Genomic DNA, 22053 nt, shown 5'->3' on the forward strand with positions numbered 1-22053 from the left:
ATCGTTTTGGGGATGGGTCTCATTTAACAGGTTTGATATTGAATTACATGATCTGTTGATCGGTCCAAAACTAAAAGATTGTAAAATACAGATAACATGATCAATATTGAAATTGAGCCCCGGTTTGAACGGGCGGATTCCTTTTCCGAGGGATTTGCCGCGGTCAGGATAAAGGACAAATGGGGTTACGTTAACAAGATGGGAAACATTGTAATAAAGCCAAGGTTTGAAAAGGGGCTTTCTTTTTCGGAGGAATTGGCCGCCGTTTCCTTAAATGGCAGGTGGGGATACATCAACAGGGATGGAGACTTTATGATTGAGCCCCGGTTTGATAAGGCCTATCGTTTTTCTGAGGGAGTAGCCGAAATAAAAATAAAGGATAGATGTGGATATATCAACAAGTCATCCGAGATGGTCGTTTATCCAAGCATCTCAAACGACTGGAGAAGTAAAGGCGCAATTTTTTCCGATCATTTGGCCCCTGCGGAGCTTGATGACAAAGTAGGGTTTATAAATAAGGAGGGAAATTTTATGATCCGGCCCCAGTTTTTGGATGCAGAGGAGTTTTCGGAGGGACTTGCCGCCGTCTCTGTAAAGAGGTTTTTCTCCAAGATGTGGGGATTTATCGGCAAGGACGGTGTTTTTGTCATCAAGCCCGGATTTTTTGCCGTTTCCGCCTTCTCGGAGGATCTCGCCGCCGTGCGCACCTCTGTAAATATGTACGGTTATATAGACAAAAAGGGGACACCCGTTATATTGGACAACTATGAAAGGGCCAAGATATTCTCGGAGAGGGTTGCTGCCGTTAAGGTTTTCGGTAGAGGGTGGGGATTTATTGATAAAAAAGGGGGTTATATCATCAAACCGCAGTTCTCGGATGCGGGCAATTTTTCGGAGGGATTGGCTCCCGTATTGTCTGATCAGAAATGGGGCTACATTAAAAATCCAATTGCCTGAAGAAATTGTTTTATATTCGGATGAAATTAAAGACACCTATATTGTATGGTTGTATGGTGATTTGGGCGGCATAGAGATTTTTTACGTTAATCTGTTTTTGTATACATTAATGCGTTGAATGGATACAGGGTTTTTCTCGCAAATATGGAACTTGGAGGGAATGGGACATGTTATATAAAAGTGGGATAATTATTAAGTCTTAAGATGTCATAACTGAACATAGTGAGCAATTATATTATAATTTCAATAAAATACTTAAAATTTATATACAGGAAATTCTGTTGTGTTGAATCGTTTTTTGTGTTATACAAAATCTGTGATGCAGGTCACAAATCGCCCTCAACTTCGATTTTCTTTTTATTATCCAATGATTAGCGACTAATTGAAGACTGACAGGAATTTATAAAGTTACAGGTAAACGTTATGACAAAAATAACTTGCCAAGATCCGGAATGCGCTTTTGAAAACAGAGACACGGCCCTTTTTTGTGGGAATTGCGGGCATATTTTTTGTGACGACGGTTGGAGCGGATTAAACAGAAACAATATGATGAACAGATATATTCCTTTTAAATCAACTGGATTGAGCGAAAAAATTCCCCAAAGTACATACATACAATCGTTCGGCAATCCGTTAATCGATAAGAAAAGGTTGATCTCTTTTACCGGAAATGAGATTCGGATTACCCGCCTGAATAACATTCACGATATGAGTGGGGTGATAGATGACGTTTTTGCTGTTCCCGGTGGTGTTGTACACAGTTCATCGGCCGTATTTATGCCACCTTATGTGTATTACCCCACAAACGGCAGCATAATAAGGTATCATATCGGGAAAAGCGATGCGGAGATAGAAGAGGCGGAAAAAAATGAGTTTATAAGTCATACTTACCCGATTGGAATAAAGAGCGGGGAAAAGAGTTTTCTCGTATTGCCCTATAAAAAAAACAGCGCCCTCTTTATTCTGACAATCAACAAGTATCATCAGATTGAAGATAGAACGGAGATTACAGTAGGGGAATTATTTGCCGCCAAAAATGACGCCATAGGCAAGATAGTATATTCACCAAAAACAGATCAAATTATCGTCTTGAGCAAATCCCATAAGATCTCCAGGGTATCACTGCCTTCCCTTGGCGTGGACGGCTGTGACGAGGACATTTTTGATGATGCTGAAATTATCGAATCCTCCGTGCCTTGTGTTATAGAAAACATGATGTATTTGTTGTGCTTGAGTGCAGGAAACAGCATATCCCTGATAATCAAGGATTTAACCGGCGAGTTCAAGACCGGATATTCGGTAATTACAGAGGTTGATAAACTTTCAAGAAATCTAAAAACAAAATATTTTCTTCATCCTCCACTCCCTTTTAGTGACGGAGTTATTGTCTCAAAAGATGAAACCTGTTTCTGCACGATCAAGTATAATCCTGCAATCGGTGATACTCAAGCCAGGGCTCAAGCAATACCGGTAAAAAACAATGGCCACTGGAATGCCCTGTCGATAGCCGATGATGTCTTGTTTTTATGCGACGGCGAAGTGAAAATTTTGGATACAAAAAAATGTGAAGATACTTCACTATGGCAAATACGGGATAACAAGAACGACGATCTTTTCGTGGGTTTCTTTTTTTATGAAAAATATTTATATATGGTTTATGAGGATTACATTTCATTTGTGGCTCTTGTAAATCCTTAAGGATTCTTATTACATTCGATAGCGAGAGATTCATAATTTTCGATTAACGCTTTGAAGCCCATAATTGTGTGTTTTTTCAAGAACTTAACTTTTGTATTATGTTGTTTAATTAGACCTGAAGTAATTTGACAGTACAGTATCTTTTGGTTTTAAAGATTTAACCTCAAGGAGGAGTAAAAAAATGAATATCAGGGTTAAGAACCTCTCCGCAATTATTTTTGTATTTCTCGCAATTCTTTTCGTCCCCTTTGGCGCTTTCGGTGCCGATATAGCCATACTGTTTGACCACACGTCAAGCATGGCGGACAGGGCGTGTGATGTGGAGCTGCTTAAGGAGGTGAGAAGTGACATAGAGGGGCTGTTTTTAGAGGGGAAATGGGATTCACTCGGCACGATGTACGTTCCGGTGGATACCCATGATGAGGGATTGAAAGAGGTTTTGAATCAAATAGAGAACGACAGCTTTAACGGGTATGTGTTGACCGTCGGGTTCCACAGCACGAGCACGGCGATATTGGATTCGGAGACGGAGATCTTTAGGTACGACAAATCGAAGGTTAGGAGTTTCTTAAATTCTTCATATCCGGTTGGCGTCGATTTATCCGGCCCAACGGATGATGTCCCCTATAACGGGACGCACAGTAAGTTGACCAGGAATTTTGCCGCCGACCGGCTGATAAACAAAAACGGCATAGAAGAACCAAAGTACATTTTCATCCTGTCGGACTATTTCGATGACTATTCCGGGAGTCTTCCGCCGGAGTCGGAGGCGGTCCTGAATAAAATAACGAACAGGTATCGGATTACCGAAGTGCTGAACATGAAGCACCCCGGTTGGGGAAGCAGATGCAGGGGGCAGGAGATATATCTCAGCGTCTGGAAGGTTGAAAAAAAGAACGGTGAAGATAAATGTCAAGTCATGCTGTCGTCTCCGGACGACAACTACAAGCACGTCCTCGGGACCGATCTGACGTTTAGGTGGAATCCCTCGATGGAATGCCCGTCCGGTTTGGAGTATACCTTTAAACTGAAGAGGGGCGAAGAGATTATAGAGACAAGGGAGGTTACAACCACCTCCTGTACCGTTTCGGGAGAAGAATTTGAAAAGAGCGGAAACTACAGCTGGGAGGTTGTCGCCTCAAGCCCCGACGGGAGGACTTCCAAGTCCGGGAAGAGGTCTTTTTCCGTGAAGGGGGGTGCCTGTAATGTCGTATATATATTCCCGCCCGACGGCTACCGGCTGAAGGGTGGAAAGGATCTTACCTGCCAATGGAAGATTGTTGGGGATTGTCCTCCGAGCGTGACGTATCAGTTCAAGTTTAAGGTGAACAATAAAGAGATAGTGAATGTAGATAATATAAAAAAGACGTCCTATACCATCCCGGGCAGGAGCCTGAAGTCTTGGGGCAACTACTCTTGGGGCGTATATGTGAAAGACGCCGACGGAAACATTATAGCGGGTGATGATCCGAAAGGAATGATAACCAATTGGGGAAAGGTGTTTGGGATTATGTTATTGATCGGGGTGTTGGGCCTTGGAGGTTATTACTTCTTCACCATGGGGGGGTTGGAGTCAATATCGAAGGCGATTAGAGAGACCATGCGTGACGTTACGGGTGCTTTTGGAGGCAAAAAAGGGCCAAAAAGGGATTGGGAGAGGAATGAAAGAAACAAGGAGGATGATGATAATGGCCCTATATTTTAGTAGAATAGTATGTCACGGAGGTGGAGGCATTTAAATCTAATGGCGAGGTAAATATGTGGCGGCTAATTTTAACGATTGGATTTACGGACGGTGGTGGTCCTCCAGGGGGAACGATAACGAATTGGGGAGGAGTATTTTTAGTCCTGTTATTGATTATGGTATTGGTTGTCGTAGGGTATTACTTTTTCACCATGGGAGGTCCGGAGTCTGTATCTAAGGCGATTAGAGAGACTATGCGTGACTTCATAGGTATTTTTGGAGATAAAAAAGGACCTAAAAGGGATTGGGAGGGGAATGAAAGGGATAAGGAAAAAGATCATAGTGGCCCTGTATTTTAAGGAGAATAATATATCATGGAAAATGAAGCTTTTACATTTTATAATTTGATGAATATGTGGTGGCTTATTGTGATAATTGCAATATTTGCCGCTATTCTGACTTTTATATTCGCCAATATCTTCAATCGTATTCCGACAAGCAGCAGGCACATGTCTCAGGATTACCATGTGTCGTTTTTCTGGTGTCTCGCCCTTATTTTGACCACTTCCCTGTTGACTTTTCTATCATGGGGTGTGAAAAGTGAGTGGAAATGGCTTTCGTTTATTATCAAGTTTATCCCTTTTATTGATATTATTGTACGACCCTGGTTGGCCTTCGCGGTCAATACGATCATTTTCTATTTTATCACGGTGGTGTTCTACCTGGTGAGAATCAGGGGATATTACAATAAGGTAAACTACTAATAATTAAGGAGGCGTTCATGGCTGTTCTAACTCCTACGGTGGTCATCGGTGTCGGAAGCAGCGGTCTGGATACCCTTGAAGGAATACAAAAGCTGATGTACGAGACCTTTGGCGTGAACAAATTCGATCCGATCGAATATGTATCAATAGAGACGGCGGTTGGTGCAAGGGCTAAACCCACTCCTGCGGGCGATGATATCAGATATGTCCAGGTAGCCGTTAGTTCGGGTGATACTACCCGCTTTATTGATAAGATTAAGGAAGAATTCAAGCCTGAGGACACTACGTGGATTCCTGAGGGGAGCGATAAAAAGATCGCCAAGCTTGATAAGGGGGCCGGAAACATGAGATATGCCGGCCGTCTCGTCCTCTGGAGAGACTTGATGTACGAAAGAAACATCAAGAACATGATAGAGAATCAGATTAACCGCGTAATCTCACCGGCGGTGCTTACAAAACAATATGGTGAAAAAGTCCAATTGCTTTACAATCCGCAGAATGATCCCGTGAATGTCTATGTCGTCGGAACGCTCACCGGCGGCACCTGTTCCGGCATGTTCATCGACCTCGCCTATGTTATTAAATCGATCGCTGGCGGTAAATCGGTTCATCTGACGGGCATTCTTGGTGTCCCGGATGGATATGAGGCAAAGGGGGGCGGCAGGGCTCACAGGGCAAACGCATACATGGCGCTCAAGGAGCTCTCATATTTTATGCACGCCGATAACCGCTATGAAGAGCAACTCCCGGGTATCGGAAGCGGGCTTGACAATTACAGGAATGAAACACCCTATGACGCCATATATATTGTTAGCACCAAATGGGCCACGGGCGACCCCCTTGGAGAGACATTCGATCACAAGTTGAAGACCCTCTACAATACGGTCTCCTTTATGATATTTACCAGTCTGATAGGCCTTGAGATTCCCCGCCGGGCAAATGCCGTCAATGTCAAAAAGGTTCTTACAAATGTCAGGTATCTGACTTTCGGGACTTCCGCCGCTATCTATCCGAAGTACTCGATCCTCGAGGGGGCGGCCTGTGATATTGGGGAAAGGATAGTGGGAGAGCGATTTCTCAACAAAAAGTCTTACTCGGACGTGAAAGCCAATTATCAGAAGAGGTCCATTACCAGGGCTGCGGTTAAAGATGATGCAGAGATTTTCTTTGTAAATGTTCTGGCAAAGGAGGCCTATGATTCCTTTGATTCTACGGGGATGGATCCATATGACATGTTTATAGGCCCCCTTGACAGGGAGGAGATCACCGAAGATGAATTCATAAACGGTATTAAAAATAAGCTCTCTTATGATTTTTACCAGATAATGGTAGGTCAGATTCCTGTAGTACATAAAAGGGTTGAAGATCGCCTCGAAAAGGAGCTCGCAGTTTTATTTGACGATGTCGAGAATCTTGAATATATAGAGGCGTTTTTAGATGAGGTCGAAAAAGCCAAAGAGGAGCAGTTGAAATATTCCCGAAAAAAACCTTACATTGAACAGCACTGGAAGGAATATGTGAACAAACAGGCGGTGAAAATAAATAAAAAATTCGGGGGGGTTGCAAAGAGAGACCTCTTGCTGCGCGATCGCCTTTATATTTTGTTGAATGATTTGAAGGAGTCGGTCCTATATGAATATATTAAGAGCGAGATGATCGAGCAGTATATAGTGAAGAAGAGGGAGGAGTTTAAGAAGCTCAGGGAGAAACTGCAGGGGACGGAATCGACAAAGGGGGTATTGGAGTTCTTCCGCAAGAGGAAGGCCGAGGTCATTGAAGAGGTAAAAGACAAATACCGTCCGCTCTACAGAATGTACGTTACCGGGAGTTATGAAGGTGACCTCAGGAATCTTCAGGAGCAATTTCTCATGTATTTTGGAGATGGGCTCGATAACCGCTCAAAGGTCCTCGGGAAAAAGGCCCTCGGAATTCAGAGAAACCTTTATCGGAGTCTCAACGGAGAAAAGGGAGCGGCAAATACCTTTGAAGATATTAAAAATCATTTGATCGTAAAGATGACGGAGCCGCTCCCTGGTCAGGACGAGAGCGCCGGCAGAAAGATATCCGCGCTTCCCGAATTGAATGTCATTGAAAACGCCTCGAAATCGATCGAGCCTATGAGGATATATCTCACCGGCACTCACTCCGGCCTCATAGGCTTATATACGGGAGTTTCCGATAATCTTATGTCTAACTACATTGTCGGGGAATCCGGGGGGGGTATCCGCGACTACAAGAATCACCTGCAAAACAGGGGTATACTTGACTTTAATAACTCGCATGAATTCGAGATTCCCGATCTAAGACACATGCTCCTCATCCATAAGGAAAGGGGGATTCTCTCCAATGATGATTTAAAGGACTTTGACAATTTTAGAAGATGTTATGAGGACTCCCTCTATAAAGACGAATTTGCCGAAGGCGAAACCGAGGAATATTGGAGGGAGGGGCGAAGGGCTTACGACCTCAAGTGGAGAGAGAGCTACAGCAATCTGAAGCGGCTGGGGGATTTCATCTCCAATGTGGGATTTAAGTGGAAGGGGGGAAAGGTAATTAAGAAAACCATCCATGCTCCCGAGCTTATACAGATTGACAATAAAGATCCCGGTTTTCGGGTGGAATACGGCGGCGAGCCGGTCGACGTTAATCTCAAGGATGAAAAAAGGCTTAGGTCAATTGCCGCCGGAGAGCGCGATTTAGCATCTGTAATCGAGGAAGAACTGCGGGGATTTGTAGCCGAGGTAAGCGAAGAACAGATAAGGACTATCTGCAGTGATTCGGACATGAAGGCGCACTTCCAGAAATTAGGAATGACGCCTCTGCCTGACAGAATATTGGATGAGAAAAGGGCATTAACGAAAAGACGATAGACGAGGATATTTATGAATGATTTTGTCGTAACGGCGGTTACCCTAAAGTCACAAAGGGCCATTAGGAAAAAAGTGAAGAAAAACAAGAGAATACTGTTGATCCCCATCCTCGCCCTCTTTGTGATATATGTGTTCGCTGCGTATAAAATCTTTTTTGGAGCCTTTTAAGCCATTTCGGATTAACTTAGTTCTCCTGTGATTTATGCGGCGCCGTTTTTAAGCTTCTTGCTTTATAAGGATTGAGGTCTCTTTGAAGCGAGGTTTTGTTTTCTGTTGAGGAGCCGGATATTAAGATCATAAAACAGCATGACATGTGGCGATACAATATCTGGAGTGGATTGGTATTTAAAGACTACTCCAATTTAATTTGTCGGTTTTATAAGGCTCAAATAAAGGAGGGTTTTTGCTCCTTTTCATTTGGGGTGTATCTCTTTAACGTAATATCTCGCTTTGTAGAATTGGGTTTTTTAAGGACGTCGTTATAAGAATTTTTACCCTTTATATAATTCTTCGTTGCCTTATAAAATGCCTATTGGTTGGTTAAAGGTAGTCTTTTCGTTTGATAGATCTTTTATCGTAAAAAGATCAAGGTATTTCATACGGTATTTCATTTTAGGGACAAATTTCCCTTCACGGCTTTGAAAATATTGTATCCTTTCTGTCCGCAATGGTATTTTCGGATAAAGATGATACTCGGAAATTCATTTGAATGAGAAACCATAAATTGTTTTGGTTGTTGTTTAAAGATGGAATTAAGTAAGAATTGATGTGAAGACATCGCTTTATTCAATGTGAAATGACTAACGGTGATTTGAAAGAGGAATTGAAATCCTCATAAGGCGGGGATTGTATTATGAGTTCGTTGTGACTGGTTTTCAATCTCCTTTGACCTTATTACGGTTTCAGGGCGATAGGGGGTGCCATATAGATGGAGATGTTCTTAGTTGATTGATAACATATTGTAAATATTGAGTAAAAAAAGCAGCTGTTTTGACTGTAGATAAAGAGACGATCTATCCAAACTAGATTGAGTTGGTGAAACCGGGCTCTTGTTCCTTCGGAAAAATATAGGTTAAGGGGGAGATATGTTATGTAGATACTGTGGTTTTGATGAAGAACCATATAATCTCTACTGTACCGATTGTGGCGAACCTTTTTATCGCATAGATATTAAAGGCGATGCCTTCTATTTTGACGACAATGGGAGGGTTGTAATTCCTGTAAGCGTACAAAATAGAGGTGATAAGATAATAAAGCTCTGCGAAGTCAAGTACTACGGGGAGTTTTCAGAAGGCAAAACCTATCTGGATGAGGATATCGATCTTGAGAGAATGGTTGATACGGCTGTACCTCTAAATAAAATAGAAGATCCCTCTGACTACAGATTGGAATTTGTCATTGATATAGAGAGGAACTTAAAAGAGATAAAACCCCTTAATGATAGATTAATCAAGGTCTTTTCCCTCCCCAAAATTAAAACTCCTGTCGATGTGTATTATGAGATGGATCCGCATAACGGCTACAAACTCGCAATCCCCATAATTCTTGACAACGATAGTTATGCAAAAATAAGCGGGATAAAAGTGATCCGCAAGATTCAAACCCTGGGTGAGTGGGATAATAACATCAGCCTTTTAGGCGAAGGTGATAAAAACGAGATTGAAATAATTTTAGATTGTAAAGATATTAAGCCGAAAGAGCATCAACTGGATATTCAACTGAGAATTGAAAATTATGATTCCTATATTCCATTGTCCGAAGAGATCAAGGTCGTAAGTTATGAGCTGCCATCACTTAAATTGGAGTACAGACGATTTACCGATGAGGGATTTTTGTGGCAAGAGGCATATAAAACTGTTAAGGAAGGGGAGGAGAAGTTTGCGGTATTTAACTTTCCGAATGGAGGGCAAAGGGCCAGACAATTCAGGCTTACTCCTTTTGTCGAGGAAGGAGCCAAGTTTTTCAGGAGATCAAACATTATTAATTCTTACGAGACTCCTGAATTCATGAAAATTGACAGGGGATTGGAAGAAGGAAAAATTTCAAAGACGCGAATTTTTGACATTGAATTTACTATTGCCAAAGAAGAGCAATCGGGCTCTCTTTATATCACGGAGCTTGATTTGAGGGGGGAGGAAGGGAAAAGAGATAATGTCTATATATTTTCAATAAACGCATTTGAACAGGAGGAGTATAATCGCTCCGTCGGCATCGACTTCGGAACGGTAAACTCTTGTGTAGCCCTTTCACTGCCCGTGAAAAAGCATGCTGTTTGGGAAATCGATCCAAAACCGAGTAATGTAACCGTTTTGCCGATAGAAAGGGCTAACTACGAAAAGCCCAATATAATGCCCAGCATAATCGGATATGATGACAGCTTGGGGAGATTTCATTTCGGCTCTGACATCTATTTGATGGTTGATGATGAAGAAGAAAATAAGCTGAAGGATTTGAAACTGGCTTTAAAAACCGCAAAGGAGAAACCCATATCTTCAATGAAAAAGAAAACGTTTCAAGAACTTGCTTCGCTTGTTATTGAGGAAATGGTCAGGAGAACAATAAGCTATTTTGAAGATAATAAAATAACCCGTTCAAGAATACCCAAGGCATGTATAGCCGTTCCTACAAATTATCTCCCAGCATGGCAAAATAAAATAAGAGATGCCCTTAAGGCCGCATTGAGTCATCTGTTCGGCGAAGACGTTGAAATCGAGACCGTCTCTGAATCGGTTGCGGCGATTTGTTACCATACAGAGATGTACAAAGGTAATGTCACCGACGGCATAAAAATTATTTATGATTTTGGCGGCGGGACAACGGATGTTACGGCGGTTTTGTCGTATCCTTTCGATGTGGAAAAGGGCGAAAAACCGCCCTATAAAGAAATTGGGAACGGTGGAGATTCATCGTTGGGGGGAAGAGACATCAATGAGTGGATATATGAAGTCCTTATCGATAAGAGCGGTGAAATTATCAAGGAGAGAATCGCCTCGATAGACAATGATCTGAACAACGGGGATTGGACCGAAAAGAAGGAGGGAGAAATTTCGGAGGAGATCATTAAGGTTTTATCAGGTAAGAAGACAAGCAAAGAAGATAAAGAGGCCCTTATTTTACAGATATTTGACAATGAAGTCCGTGAGGACGTTTTGGAGGTGATAAAAGAGGCGATCAGGGAAAGAATAATCGTGGGTTTTCTCGATTTATATCGCAACCTGATTAATCGTGTGTTCGATAAAATTGAAGTTAGTCCGGTGGAGGGATTAAAATTAAGTCTTGATGATCCGGATGGATTTAACAGGTCATTGTCCCTCCTTAAGGTATCGGAATTGATGAATAAGATAGATAATGAATATATGAGGCAGATTATTCATGATCGACTGGAAAAGAGAGTTAGGGCGGTTATCGAAGATATATTTAATGATATTGAGTATTCACGGCAGAAGTTGGAATTCCAATTCAATAATGTCGAAATACTGTTGGCCGGGGGATCTTCCCATTTGATAGGCTTTCTCGACCTAATTTATAATATTACTTCGGATGTGATAGATAAACACTATGAGGGGATATACACCTTGGAGGGAGTAAATATAATCCCTGAGCCGAAGGAGTGTGTCGCCAAGGGGGCGTTTATCTACGGTTTGGGTTTCGGCCAGGTCGAAGAAATGACGACTATTCCCCACGATCTGCTTGTGAATGTGTCGAAGAGCACGGTTGGTGATGATATCGTGGAGATAGAGAACCTTAAGTACAGGAAGCTGGTAGAGCGCCATTCTCAGTTGCCTACAGAACCCAAAGATTTTCCAATTTCAAAGCTTGGCCTAAAAAAAGGTTCCAGTGAGTTTAGAATAGATATTTATGCCAATCAAGGCGTCGGTTCTCCGGAGAAATACGATGAACAAATAAAGGTAAAGAACGATGGAAATATCGATACACTGATAATGAAAGTGGATGATAAGGGCAAAGTAACGTTTTCACCAAAATAAAAGGGGATACAGGGTTTTGGTGCCTTGTTAAATATTGGAGAGATCAAGATATAGTTATTTTAGGTCGGTAATCCTTAAGTTTTTAGTTCTTAGGTTTTCTATATTGAAAGGGATCGGGTAAAAATTTAGAGGGAGTTCTGGCAATTATCATAATTACTCACGGGGATCGGGCAAACAGATTTCAAGGGGATAAAAATGAATAAGAAAGGTTTCTATTTTTTTCCGACTCTTCTATCTTTTATTTTTATTTTATTTGTATCGATTTCACTGGCGGTGTCATTGGGGCAAAGGGAATATCCAGGGGGTGAAAAGGGGGGTGTTTCAGGCACGGATATTCCGCCGACCGAAAAAACTGGAAAATCGATCGGCACGACAGTCGCTTTCCCGGACGGAACCGTTCTAAACAAACAAAAAAATTCGATAAAGATTCCTGGCAGCACTTTGCTTATTGAGGGGGATCATCGTAAGGATGGAGAATATTCAAAGAGGGGCGAGAATACATATCTGCTTCCCGGGGGGATAGTCCTGTTGGCCACTAATAAAACGGTGACGTTCCCGAACGGCTTCAAGTTGGTCAGCGATAAGGAAATCGTAGGCAGAGATGAGGAAACAATACAATGTGAGGTCCAACCGAACGGTACAGTAAAGCTGATCGATAAGGGTTATGAGGGATCGATTTTAAGGCGTGACGGATTAATTAGATACAAGAACGGGCTTGTCGAGTCGAGGGACGGCTCCATAAGATACCAGAATGGATACAAGTTAATTTTAGGCAAGAGGGCGGTAAGGCTCCCGGAAGGCCTGTTTATATTAGGAGTGAAAACTAAAACTGACGGGAGTGTCGAATTCCCCAACGGATTTGTATTAAAGACAGACGGGTCCCTCAAATTGACCGATGGATATAAATTGGATAAAGATGGCGAACTATTAGAAGTAAGCGGAGGAAAAAACGAGGAATCTATTGGCGTGTTGGCGGACCTTTCCAAGAGGATTAAAAAGAGGGATAACGCTTTAATATTTCCGGTCTGCACCGTAAGATTGAGCGACAAACTAATCCAGGAGAGGGTCAAGGTGACCTTGGACACCATCAGCGGAGAGATGTCGATAAAACAAAAGGGCCTTTTTGCCGGGTTGGGTTTTACGGAGAAGGCGGTCGTCTTCGTCGTCGTCATTATCGTGCTTATCCTTATAGCGATTATGTTGATTGACAGGCTGGAAAAGGGGGGGGCCTCAATATATCAGCATAGAAAGGACATATTCGCCGTTATCAAGGATTTTAGAGAATCGCTCGAAAAGAACTCGTCGGAGATCAGTGACATAAAGGAAAAACTGAAGAAGAGGGGCATTTCATTTGAATCTCAAATGGAAGAAGAGGGGCGTGAAGGGATCACAGCCGGAGATAGCAGACTCCTCAAGAAGAGAGACGACAGGTAAGGCCGCGAGGCCAAAGAGGATGATGCCGAATCCCGCTCCTATAGCGATGAAGACATTCCCGTTTTTGAAGAAGTTAAATCTGAAGAGAGCAGAGGTTTTTTTAAGAGAGTGAAAAAGAAATTGATGGCGTTTCGTATTTTTTAAAAATCTTCGCTTGGGCTAATAGAATATTAGGAGAGGAAAGGTGTATACCAATAATGTCAGGGATTGGTGTTTTAGGTTAAAGGATTTTACAAAAAAGAAGGCCTATGGTTTTATAAAGAGTATTAGTAGACCAAGGTTTTTCCTGTCTATTATAGCAATTCTTTTATCTACTATCTTGGTATTTGTATTTGTATTATTCTGGTATCAGGGCAAATTGGGGGCTGTAAAAGAAACGTTAAAGAACGGCTTATTAAAATGCCTGAATGGACTCGAGTTGATTTTTGACTATGGATTGGCAAAGCTCCCGGATGGTCCAATCTTATTTAGAGGGGAATTGACTGTCTTTTTGATAGTTCTTTTCGTCGCACTTTCGATACTTCTGCTAATGAGAAAACCGAAAAGAACTCGTGAGGAAAAAGATAAAGAAATATTCGGCGCCGCTGAAGATGTTGAAAAAACCGAAACACTATTAGAAGAGATTTTTCTAAAAATAGGATCTATCGGAAGCGATCTGCAAGGATTGAAGAAAGAAGTAGAATCCATCAAATACGATCTGCAAACGGAGAAGACAAGAATAGATGCAAATATCAGGAGAATTACTGAAATTGGTGATGATTTCGGAGAAATTAAAGGAGACTTTCAAAATATTAGGCAGCAGGTTAATGATTTAGAGGCAAAAATTGATCCATCTTCGGTGAAGAAAAAACAGCCTGTCCCTCCGCCGGATGATAAAGAAGAGGAAACGGTAACCCCTATTCCCCCTATCCCTCTCACGTTTCAACAAAAGGTGGATGACAAGGTCGATAGGCTGAGATCTTATCTGTCTGAAGGGGGTTTCGATGACCTGTTGAAAAGCAGGGAGTGGAAGGATTTTTCCAAATCCACTCATGGACTGGGCACTCGGGAGTATCTGGAGGTGAACGAGGCAAACGACGTTGCACTGTTCTACAGGGCCTTTTATGAAGAGATGCTCAAGAGGAATCCAAACGATGAGAATACCTTTGAAGCCTTCAAAAAGACGGTCTATGATTTGAATCTCTCCCTCGATGTGAAGATAGGAAGATTTGCAAGGCTCGGTGATAAAAATGACCCGGAAAAGAAATTTAATGCGCAAAAATATGAGAATATCGAGTATGTCAAATCCAAAAAGCATATAATCGATGCCATCAATAAGAAGATAGAGAGTCATGGCGAAAAACTGAGCAACTATAGGGGGCATGTGGTCTATCTCACAAAACCCACGATAGTGATTGGAAATCACATATTTGAAGGCGAAGTGATAGTCGTGTAAATCCTGTAATGAAGTGGATAAATCCTTTAAGACCTCCAAATAGATCAAATGGCTTTTTTCGATAAAAAAACTATTGAATGTCCCACTTGTGGTCGTGAAAATGAAAATGACAACAAGTTTTGTGTTTACGACGGCACACCCTTGACAATTACCTGCCCGCATTGTAAAAAGACCAATCCTTTTATAAATCAAAAATGCGTTAGTTGCGGCAATTCCCTGTCGGAGAAAGTCGGTGAATCCGGCAGGTATACAAATATGGAGAGCTTGGGGGACTTCAAAAACTACCAATCTTTTAGGGCGTATGATACAAGTTATAATAAAAAGGTGGTACTTAAAAAACTCAATGTAATCGATGATGAGGAAATAAAGAGGTTTGAAAGTGAGTTTACCAGTCTTTCCATAATGAATATAAAAGGCATCCCGACAGTCTTTGACCTGAAGCAAAATGACGGCGCCCTAATGACCGTGAGGGATTACGTTGAAGGGAAAAACCTTTATCAGTATATTGAAAAGTACGGAAAATTAGAGGGGGACACACTTAAACTTTTTATAGATGAGCTTTTGACGATATTGGAAAATCTCGAAAAGGGCAGGGTGGTCCATGGAAACATAAAGCCCAAGAATATCATCGTAAATGATGAGGTTTTTTCAAAGAAAAACGTCGATGTTAAAAGACCTTTTGTGAGCCTAACGGATTTTGCTTCCCTGTCTCTATCTTCACATAGATACCCGGAGGATTTATTACCCCCTGAGCTCAAATATGATAATCTCGAAGTCACAAGGGATCATTATGCCTTCGGGATGTTACTGACATATGTTATGACGGGCAAATTGATGTCCAGAAATATTTTAATGCGTGTTGATAATTTTGATAGAATATCAGGTTTGGGGGATTTAGTTCAGGTAATAAAAAAGCTGGTTAATCCCGAGCCGGAAAAGAGATTTTTAAGGACGGCCGAGATAAGAAAAATCATCGAGAGTGCCTACGAGAGGGAAGAGAAAGGTATCGGCGTATCGATGGAAGAGCGGACTCCTAAAATCGAACCGATATACCCGGAGGAGCCGAAACAGGAATATAGTGTTGAACCTGAAGAAATGGAAAAATGGAAACCACCCTATAAGGGTGCTTTCCTTAAAAGCGGAAATATAAAAAAGATAAGCTCCGTTGCCTTGTCTCCAAACGGCCGGTATATCGGTGTCGGTGATGACGACGGTTCGGTTCATATTTGGCATGTATCGAGTGGTGCTTATATAGATGGTATAGAAGGGCAGGGTAGCAGAATTCTGACAATGGCCTTTTCTCATGACGGTAATGTAGTCGCTTATGGGGATGATAACGCAAAAATTCGCTTGTGGAATATGAGAGATACTCATAAGACAATCAAGGAGATGAACGGCCATAAGGGTGAGATAAATGATATTGCTTTCTCATATAACGGCAGACTGTTGATAAGCGGCAGTGATGACAAGACTATTAAGGTTTGGGATGTTGAAACTTGCGATCCGATATACGATTACGATGAGCATAAAAATATAGTTATATCTTTGGATACATCACCGAGAGATAACCTTTTTGCAAGCAGCAGCTATGATCACACCATCAAAATCTGGAGGGACGATAAGAGAAAGAGCTTGGCGACTATTTACAGCGACTTGGGCACTATTATGAGTCTTTCTTTTACTCCGAATGGCAAATATATAATAGGCGGAAGTAAGCATGGACCCATAGGCATGTGGAAGGTATCCAATGGACAATCTCAAAGAATATTTAATGATCATAACGACATAGTGTCCTCAATGTGGGTAAATGAAGAGAGAAACATTCTGGTGAGCGCCGGTTTTGATAATAGGATCGTGGTACGGAGCTTGGAATCTGATGTTGTCTTGGATGTGATTGAGAGACCTGTAGGTAACGGCTTTGGAGGGATTATTTATGTAACAATCTCGCCGGACTGTAAATATATTATTTTTTGTGACGAGAAGAGGGGAGTTTTTTCTTGGGATTTATCGAAAAACTGTTGTCACAAAATACTGGGACCGCAGTATGAGTGATACCCAATAAATTATTGATGCTCTATTTTAGTTCCGAAAAAGTGAATTTGTAATAACTGCAGCCGATCTTAACTTCCCTCCCTTCAATGGAAAGGTCAGATCGGAAAATCTTTAATCAAGTATATCTCCCCTGACGGCTTAATGGATTTACCGATCGACTTATTATTTAGCTGAAATATGTTCCCGCCTGTAAATAAGTACATTTTTTGGTCAGGTTTCCACATGTAGTAAAATCTGGTTTGTCGCCTCTTTATTTTGAATTTTAGACTGGGTATATATATATTATCAAAAAGTTCATCTACGTAAAGTGCTGAAGATAAGATTGTAAAGAATTCAGGTGGAAATCATGAAGCCTATGTCAAAGACCTTTTACTTGTGGTCATTCGTCGCATGCATGGTGGTGTCAATGATAACAGCAGCTGTCTGCCTCGAGCTGTTCAAAATTCTGAGCACCCTCGACGAAGCACGAACCTATGTTGTTGTTGGCTTGTTAATGATGGTTGTTTTTCTTTTGGTAGTACAATTCTATTTTTTAATAGTTTTTTATAATATTGACTTATAAAATGTGGGAGGCCATCGAGGGGGAAGGAACTCTCGCAAATTCAGTCATATCCACTATATTGTTTTTTCCCCCGCTTATCAACTTCATCCGGATTTTAACCGTATTTCCCATATATCAGTACTATTTTAACGAGTATATAAGGCGTCGGGACATTTCGGTTGAGGCATTGAGGCCGGGCCCGTTTTATGCGCTCCCGGTCTTGATAATTTCTTATTTTATCGGTCTTGTTATTCATGGAATAACTCGATTTATGCCGGAAACCTCATCGATGGTAACAATAGAAATAGTGTTTGGTTTGATAGGGGTACTACTTTTTTTGCTTCCTTTATCGCGTTTCTTGTTATCGTTTCGAAGATATGCGACGCTGTAAACGCCCTCCTCCACACAGCCGGAGGTTTTACGACTCGCTAGGGGAAAGTCGTGTAGGCGAGTATTCTGATACAGTTTCTGACCCGCCTCAAATCGGTTTTCCCGCTCAAACGGTCTAAAATCGAACCGAGATATCCCCTCTCGTTTTATGAGGGAACCCCGCGCTGAATGGACGTGACGGAAGGCAAGACTTTTTCAATCTCCCTAACTTTTCAATCCCTTATGAATACATTTTTTTTCTAAGAAAAACATTGTATGAGAAAGGGGAAAATTAAGACAAGAATGTCTAAGACCTTCTGTACCTAATCTCTTATCTCCCACATGCAGGTATCATCACCCATAGCTTTACATTTGACCTCGGTGAGCTTTTTGTCCTTAAAACCAGCCCAGTCCAAAAATTCCCTGAAATACCCATCTATAGCTACACACATTGGTTTCGTCGTAGTTTTATCTTTACAGCCCGGACATTCGGGGTAATCGAATATTATAGTGTCTCCATTCTGCCAGCATTTTCCCCTCCCCGTAGCCATGCTGTAGATTTCCAGTATTTTTATTATCCTTTCGTCTCCCTCAATTTCCTTTGTCTGGTCAAACATCCCGGTTTTAATAACATAACGCGCTATCTGCCTACCGGTCAGTCTGATCAGGCCCTTCGAGCCCTCTATCCCTATTATATCGTAAATCCCGCTAATAATCTTTTCGTATTCATCTTCCGTGTAATTCTTTTGAAAGTCATGTTCAGGCCTTTTCTCCAGCAGATAATCAACATTTCTATACTTCAGAATCGTTCTTAGCCCGTTAGTTCCCATTATCTCCTCGATACCATCAAGCAGAACCCTCATTCCAATATTGGTAACTGTCTTTTCTGCCATTCTGCACACCTTTCTAAAATGTTAAGCGTTTTTAGTCTTTATGGATCGGATTAGTAAATTATATCCTTCCCCATGCTGTATGTTAGCAAAAAAATAGGGAAATACAAGTCATTAAATCATTATAATACCCTGTCCACCCCAAAATGAAAGGTAAGGCCGGAACTAAAACTTTTTATCGAATTCCATTGTTTTTCAAGCCATTATTCCAATATTCTATTTTTGCATATTTAATTAAGGTATGTTATGATCCTGACTTAGATTATCGAAGAAGAAGACATTTTTTTAAAAGGGAAATTTATGACGAGGATGTCGAAGTCCTTTTACCTAGGGTCCTTTATCGGTGCTACGGTGTTCATCTTTTTTCTCGCAATTATAGTATTGGTGGCGGCCGCTTTTGTCCCCAACATTGAGAACTTGAAGGTCCATGCGATGGCCGGCTTGATTTTTTTCGTGATTATTTGCATAGCGGTCGGCATATATCTCGTGGTGGTGACGGGGATGTTCTTCTATAAAATGTGGGACGCAATAAGGGACAGGGAAATACCGGTATCTCCCGCTCTCGCAGTTGTGCTGCTTTTGATTCCGATCGTGAACTTCTTCTGGGCGCTCTTGGTCTATCCTATGTATGTAAAGTATTACAACGAGTATATTGGGCGGAGGGCCGTCGACGTTCATGCGCTGTCTCCGGGCCTCTTCTATGCATATCCGGCGCTCCTTGGAATATACATTGTCTGCATGGTCATTGCCCAGGCTGCGCAAATAGCCCCCGGCTCTACAATACTGATGCTTATAGCAATGCCGTTTTCGATTGTAGGGATGGTTGCATCCATCGCCTCGTTTGTCGTATTTTTCATTATTGTGTCGAAAGTTTGTGACGCCGTAAATATACTCCCTTCTACAACGGCTGGGGGCGGGATGATTCGATCGGCGAGGATTAGATAGGCCGATTTTTTAGGCGTACACTATTATGAAGCGTCTGGGCTATTTAATATAAAAAATAGGGTGTAATCCGCGGGGATTTTAAGTGGGAAGCGATCTCGTTTCGATTTCGGCTCAAATTGACAAGGAAACAAAAACTATGAGAAAAACAAAACTAATATCCTGCGGCGTTGTCTTGCTGGTCTCGATTTTCTCATTGGTCTTTTTTGTCTTCTCCATTTTCTATGGGAAATCACTGGACAACATTGAGCCTCCCCCCCTCCTGGGCAATAAGGAAGACAATATAAATCGGATAAATGAAGAAAAGGTACTCCCCAGAAACTTCTCGTTTTTGGTGGTAAGCGATACCAAGACGAGCAATATATTTGAGGCGTTTTACAACTCAGATTTGTATCCGGACGAAGCGGACTTCACGATAATAGGGGGGGATTTTGTCAAGGATCCCGAGTGGGGGCACCACAACTTTTTCATACAGGAGTTCATTGAATGGGGATTAAAAAAACCTATATTTTTGATAGCGGGAAATCACGATATAGCCCTGGAGGAAAAGTATAAAGAGAAGGCAAATGCGTTTTTGGTCGATGATTTCAAAAAGACCTATGGTCCGTTAGACTTCTGTTTCAGGTATTCGGGATGTCTCTTCATAGGTGTCGACAATAATTACAACGAGACGTATCTCGATTACTTGAGGGAAGCGCTCTCGGCCGAATCCGACGGCGCCTTGATAAAGTTTGTCTTCATGCACATACCGCCACCATCGATGGTGCCAGTCTCCGAGTTTCGACCCCTTAAAAAGGAGGGGGAGTTTTTCGATATCGTGGATGAGTTCAATGTCGATTACGTCATCGCCAGCGACTACCACTCGTACTTGAGACACAGAAGGGGACGGACGAACTACATAATAACCGGAGGGGGCGGGGCGAATCTGTATGACGAAAACTCAAGCTTCTATCATGCCATTATGTTTCATGTAGATCCCAAGAACAGGGAGGTCGCCGAGTTTATTTATCCCTTGAAGAAGAGCCTCGATTTTGGGGACGACATAGAGATATTTATGGTCACGAAAACATACCCCTATTTCAAGTATCATCCACCCTTGGGATTTGCCATTCTCGCCTTAAATGCGGCAGTTATTGGATTGCTGATTTGGGGGTTTTTTTCGCTGATCGGAAGGAGAGATTAGCGGGTCAGGTTTTTTCGAGAGGGCACTCGCTGCACCTGGGATTTTTCGGACGGCAGTAATGCTTCCCGCAGGCCACAAATAGGGCGTGGAACTCGTTGAAAAGCTCAACGACTCTGTTATCGCCGTTTCTTAGCAGCGCATCGTGAAATATCGACTGGTATTCGTCGTATTTCATCTCGTCCACAGCGATCCTATGGCGGACGAGCACCCTCTTTGTATATGCGTCTATTACGAAGATAGGCCTCCCGCCGGCGTAGAGGAGGATCGAGTCCGCCGTCTCCGGGCCGATTCCGTTTACCTGAAGGAGCTCCCCCCGTTTTTTGTGAAGGTCCCCCTTTAGGGATTGGGGGACGTTCCCGGAATAGTTTTGAACCAGGTAACTGGTATAGTTTTTCAGCCTTTTCGCCTTTACCCTGAAATATCCCGCGGGGCGGATGAGGGAGGAGAGGGATTCCTCCGAGAAGGAGTCTAATCTCATGGGATCGAGTAGGTTTTTCCCTTTGAGGTTTTTGAGGGCCGACTCCACGTTTTTCCAGTTTGTGTTCTGGGTGAGGATTGCCCCGGCGGCAATCTCGAAGGGGGCCGTCAACGATTCCGGGTTTTCCACTGGCCACCATCCCTGCGGCCCGAAGTGTTCCAACAGGCGGTTGAAAATATTCATCAGGATTTTTTCAGAGTCGCCCATCTCGCTTGCCTGAAATATTATCTTAAATAAGAAAGGGGGCCTCATATTAAATATTCCGGCCCCTGTTTATATAGACTCCGTTTTTTACTATTTCATTTGGAAGATGATTCAACTGTCGAACTTCCGGCCCCGTCGGCGATCATCTCCCGCTCGGTGATCGCATCCATGAAAGAACTATGAGTCCCCCGTAAATTGGAGTCTTATATATTTACAATGGGCGTGATGACGATTTTTCACACATAAATGATGGGATATATTGGAATCCTTGGTGGGAAATTACGACCAAATTCCCCTTGGATATAAAACAGACTGACTCATTAATATGAATAACTACCCCCCGAACCCCTAATTTGCCCGACCCCGGAAACTTGCCCGCCCCTAAATTTGCCCGAACCAAAACTTGCCCGACCCCCCAACTATTTTGCCCCCCCGATTTGCTCAACCTCAAGACTTGCCCGATCCCACAATAAAACTTGTCCGACCTCCCCAACTTGCCAGCCCCCCAACTTGCCCGACCCCCCAACTATTTTGCCCCCCCGATTTGCTCAACCTCAAGACTTGCC

At 42.4% G+C, this 22053-nt stretch carries 13 protein-coding genes; 11 read left to right on the forward strand and 2 right to left on the reverse strand.

Going from position 1 to position 22053, the window contains the following annotated elements; all coding sequences use genetic code 11:
- Positions 1-96 precede the first annotated feature (96 nt).
- From JW984_04450 to JW984_04490, 9 genes are all read left to right on the forward strand, one after another.
- Positions 97-957 carry a WG repeat-containing protein gene (locus tag JW984_04450; protein MBN1572429.1) on the forward strand — a complete coding sequence of 287 codons (861 nt, stop codon included), beginning with the start codon at positions 97-99 and terminating at the stop codon, positions 955-957.
- A 423-nt stretch (positions 958-1380) separates the two neighbouring features.
- Complete coding sequence (locus JW984_04455) at positions 1381-2655, forward strand: hypothetical protein (GenBank protein ID MBN1572430.1); 1275 nt, start codon at positions 1381-1383, stop codon at positions 2653-2655.
- Positions 2656-2836: 181 nt separating this feature from the next.
- Positions 2837-4360, forward strand: coding sequence for a hypothetical protein (locus JW984_04460; protein ID MBN1572431.1), 1524 nt, complete (start codon positions 2837-2839; stop codon positions 4358-4360).
- Positions 4361-4413: 53 nt separating this feature from the next.
- On the forward strand, positions 4414-4698 hold the full coding sequence (locus tag JW984_04465; protein MBN1572432.1) for a hypothetical protein: 285 nt from the start codon (positions 4414-4416) through the stop codon (positions 4696-4698).
- A gap of 422 nt (positions 4699-5120) precedes the next feature.
- The gene (locus JW984_04470; protein MBN1572433.1) at positions 5121-7973 is read left to right on the forward strand and encodes a hypothetical protein; all 2853 of its coding nucleotides are present in this window, start codon (positions 5121-5123) and stop codon (positions 7971-7973) included.
- 1085 nt (positions 7974-9058) lie between these two features.
- On the forward strand, positions 9059-11959 hold the full coding sequence (locus JW984_04475; GenBank protein MBN1572434.1) for an Hsp70 family protein: 2901 nt from the start codon (positions 9059-9061) through the stop codon (positions 11957-11959).
- 528 nt (positions 11960-12487) lie between these two features.
- On the forward strand, positions 12488-13393 hold the full coding sequence (locus JW984_04480) for a hypothetical protein (GenBank protein MBN1572435.1): 906 nt from the start codon (positions 12488-12490) through the stop codon (positions 13391-13393).
- A 184-nt stretch (positions 13394-13577) separates the two neighbouring features.
- Positions 13578-14828: a hypothetical protein gene (locus JW984_04485; GenBank protein ID MBN1572436.1), complete on the forward strand. Its 1251-nt coding sequence runs from the start codon at positions 13578-13580 to the stop codon at positions 14826-14828.
- A gap of 48 nt (positions 14829-14876) precedes the next feature.
- On the forward strand, positions 14877-16880 hold the full coding sequence (locus tag JW984_04490; GenBank protein ID MBN1572437.1) for a protein kinase: 2004 nt from the start codon (positions 14877-14879) through the stop codon (positions 16878-16880).
- 1233 nt (positions 16881-18113) lie between these two features.
- Here JW984_04490 and JW984_04495 read toward each other — a convergent pair.
- Positions 18114-18683: a hypothetical protein gene (locus tag JW984_04495; protein ID MBN1572438.1), complete on the reverse strand. Its 570-nt coding sequence runs from the start codon at positions 18681-18683 to the stop codon at positions 18114-18116.
- A gap of 297 nt (positions 18684-18980) precedes the next feature.
- Between JW984_04495 and JW984_04500 the strand changes: the two genes are divergently transcribed.
- Positions 18981-19625: a hypothetical protein gene (locus tag JW984_04500; protein ID MBN1572439.1), complete on the forward strand. Its 645-nt coding sequence runs from the start codon at positions 18981-18983 to the stop codon at positions 19623-19625.
- A 136-nt stretch (positions 19626-19761) separates the two neighbouring features.
- Positions 19762-20805, forward strand: coding sequence for a metallophosphoesterase (locus JW984_04505; protein ID MBN1572440.1), 1044 nt, complete (start codon positions 19762-19764; stop codon positions 20803-20805).
- Between the two features lie 4 nt (positions 20806-20809).
- Here the strand turns inward: JW984_04505 and JW984_04510 are convergent, their stop codons facing one another.
- The gene (locus JW984_04510) at positions 20810-21490 is read right to left on the reverse strand and encodes an endonuclease III domain-containing protein (GenBank protein ID MBN1572441.1); all 681 of its coding nucleotides are present in this window, start codon (positions 21488-21490) and stop codon (positions 20810-20812) included.
- Between the last annotated feature and the right edge of the window lie 563 nt (positions 21491-22053).

This window comes from Candidatus Zymogenus saltonus (genome assembly GCA_016929395.1).
Taxonomy (GTDB): domain Bacteria; phylum Desulfobacterota; class Zymogenia; order Zymogenales; family Zymogenaceae; genus Zymogenus; species Zymogenus saltonus.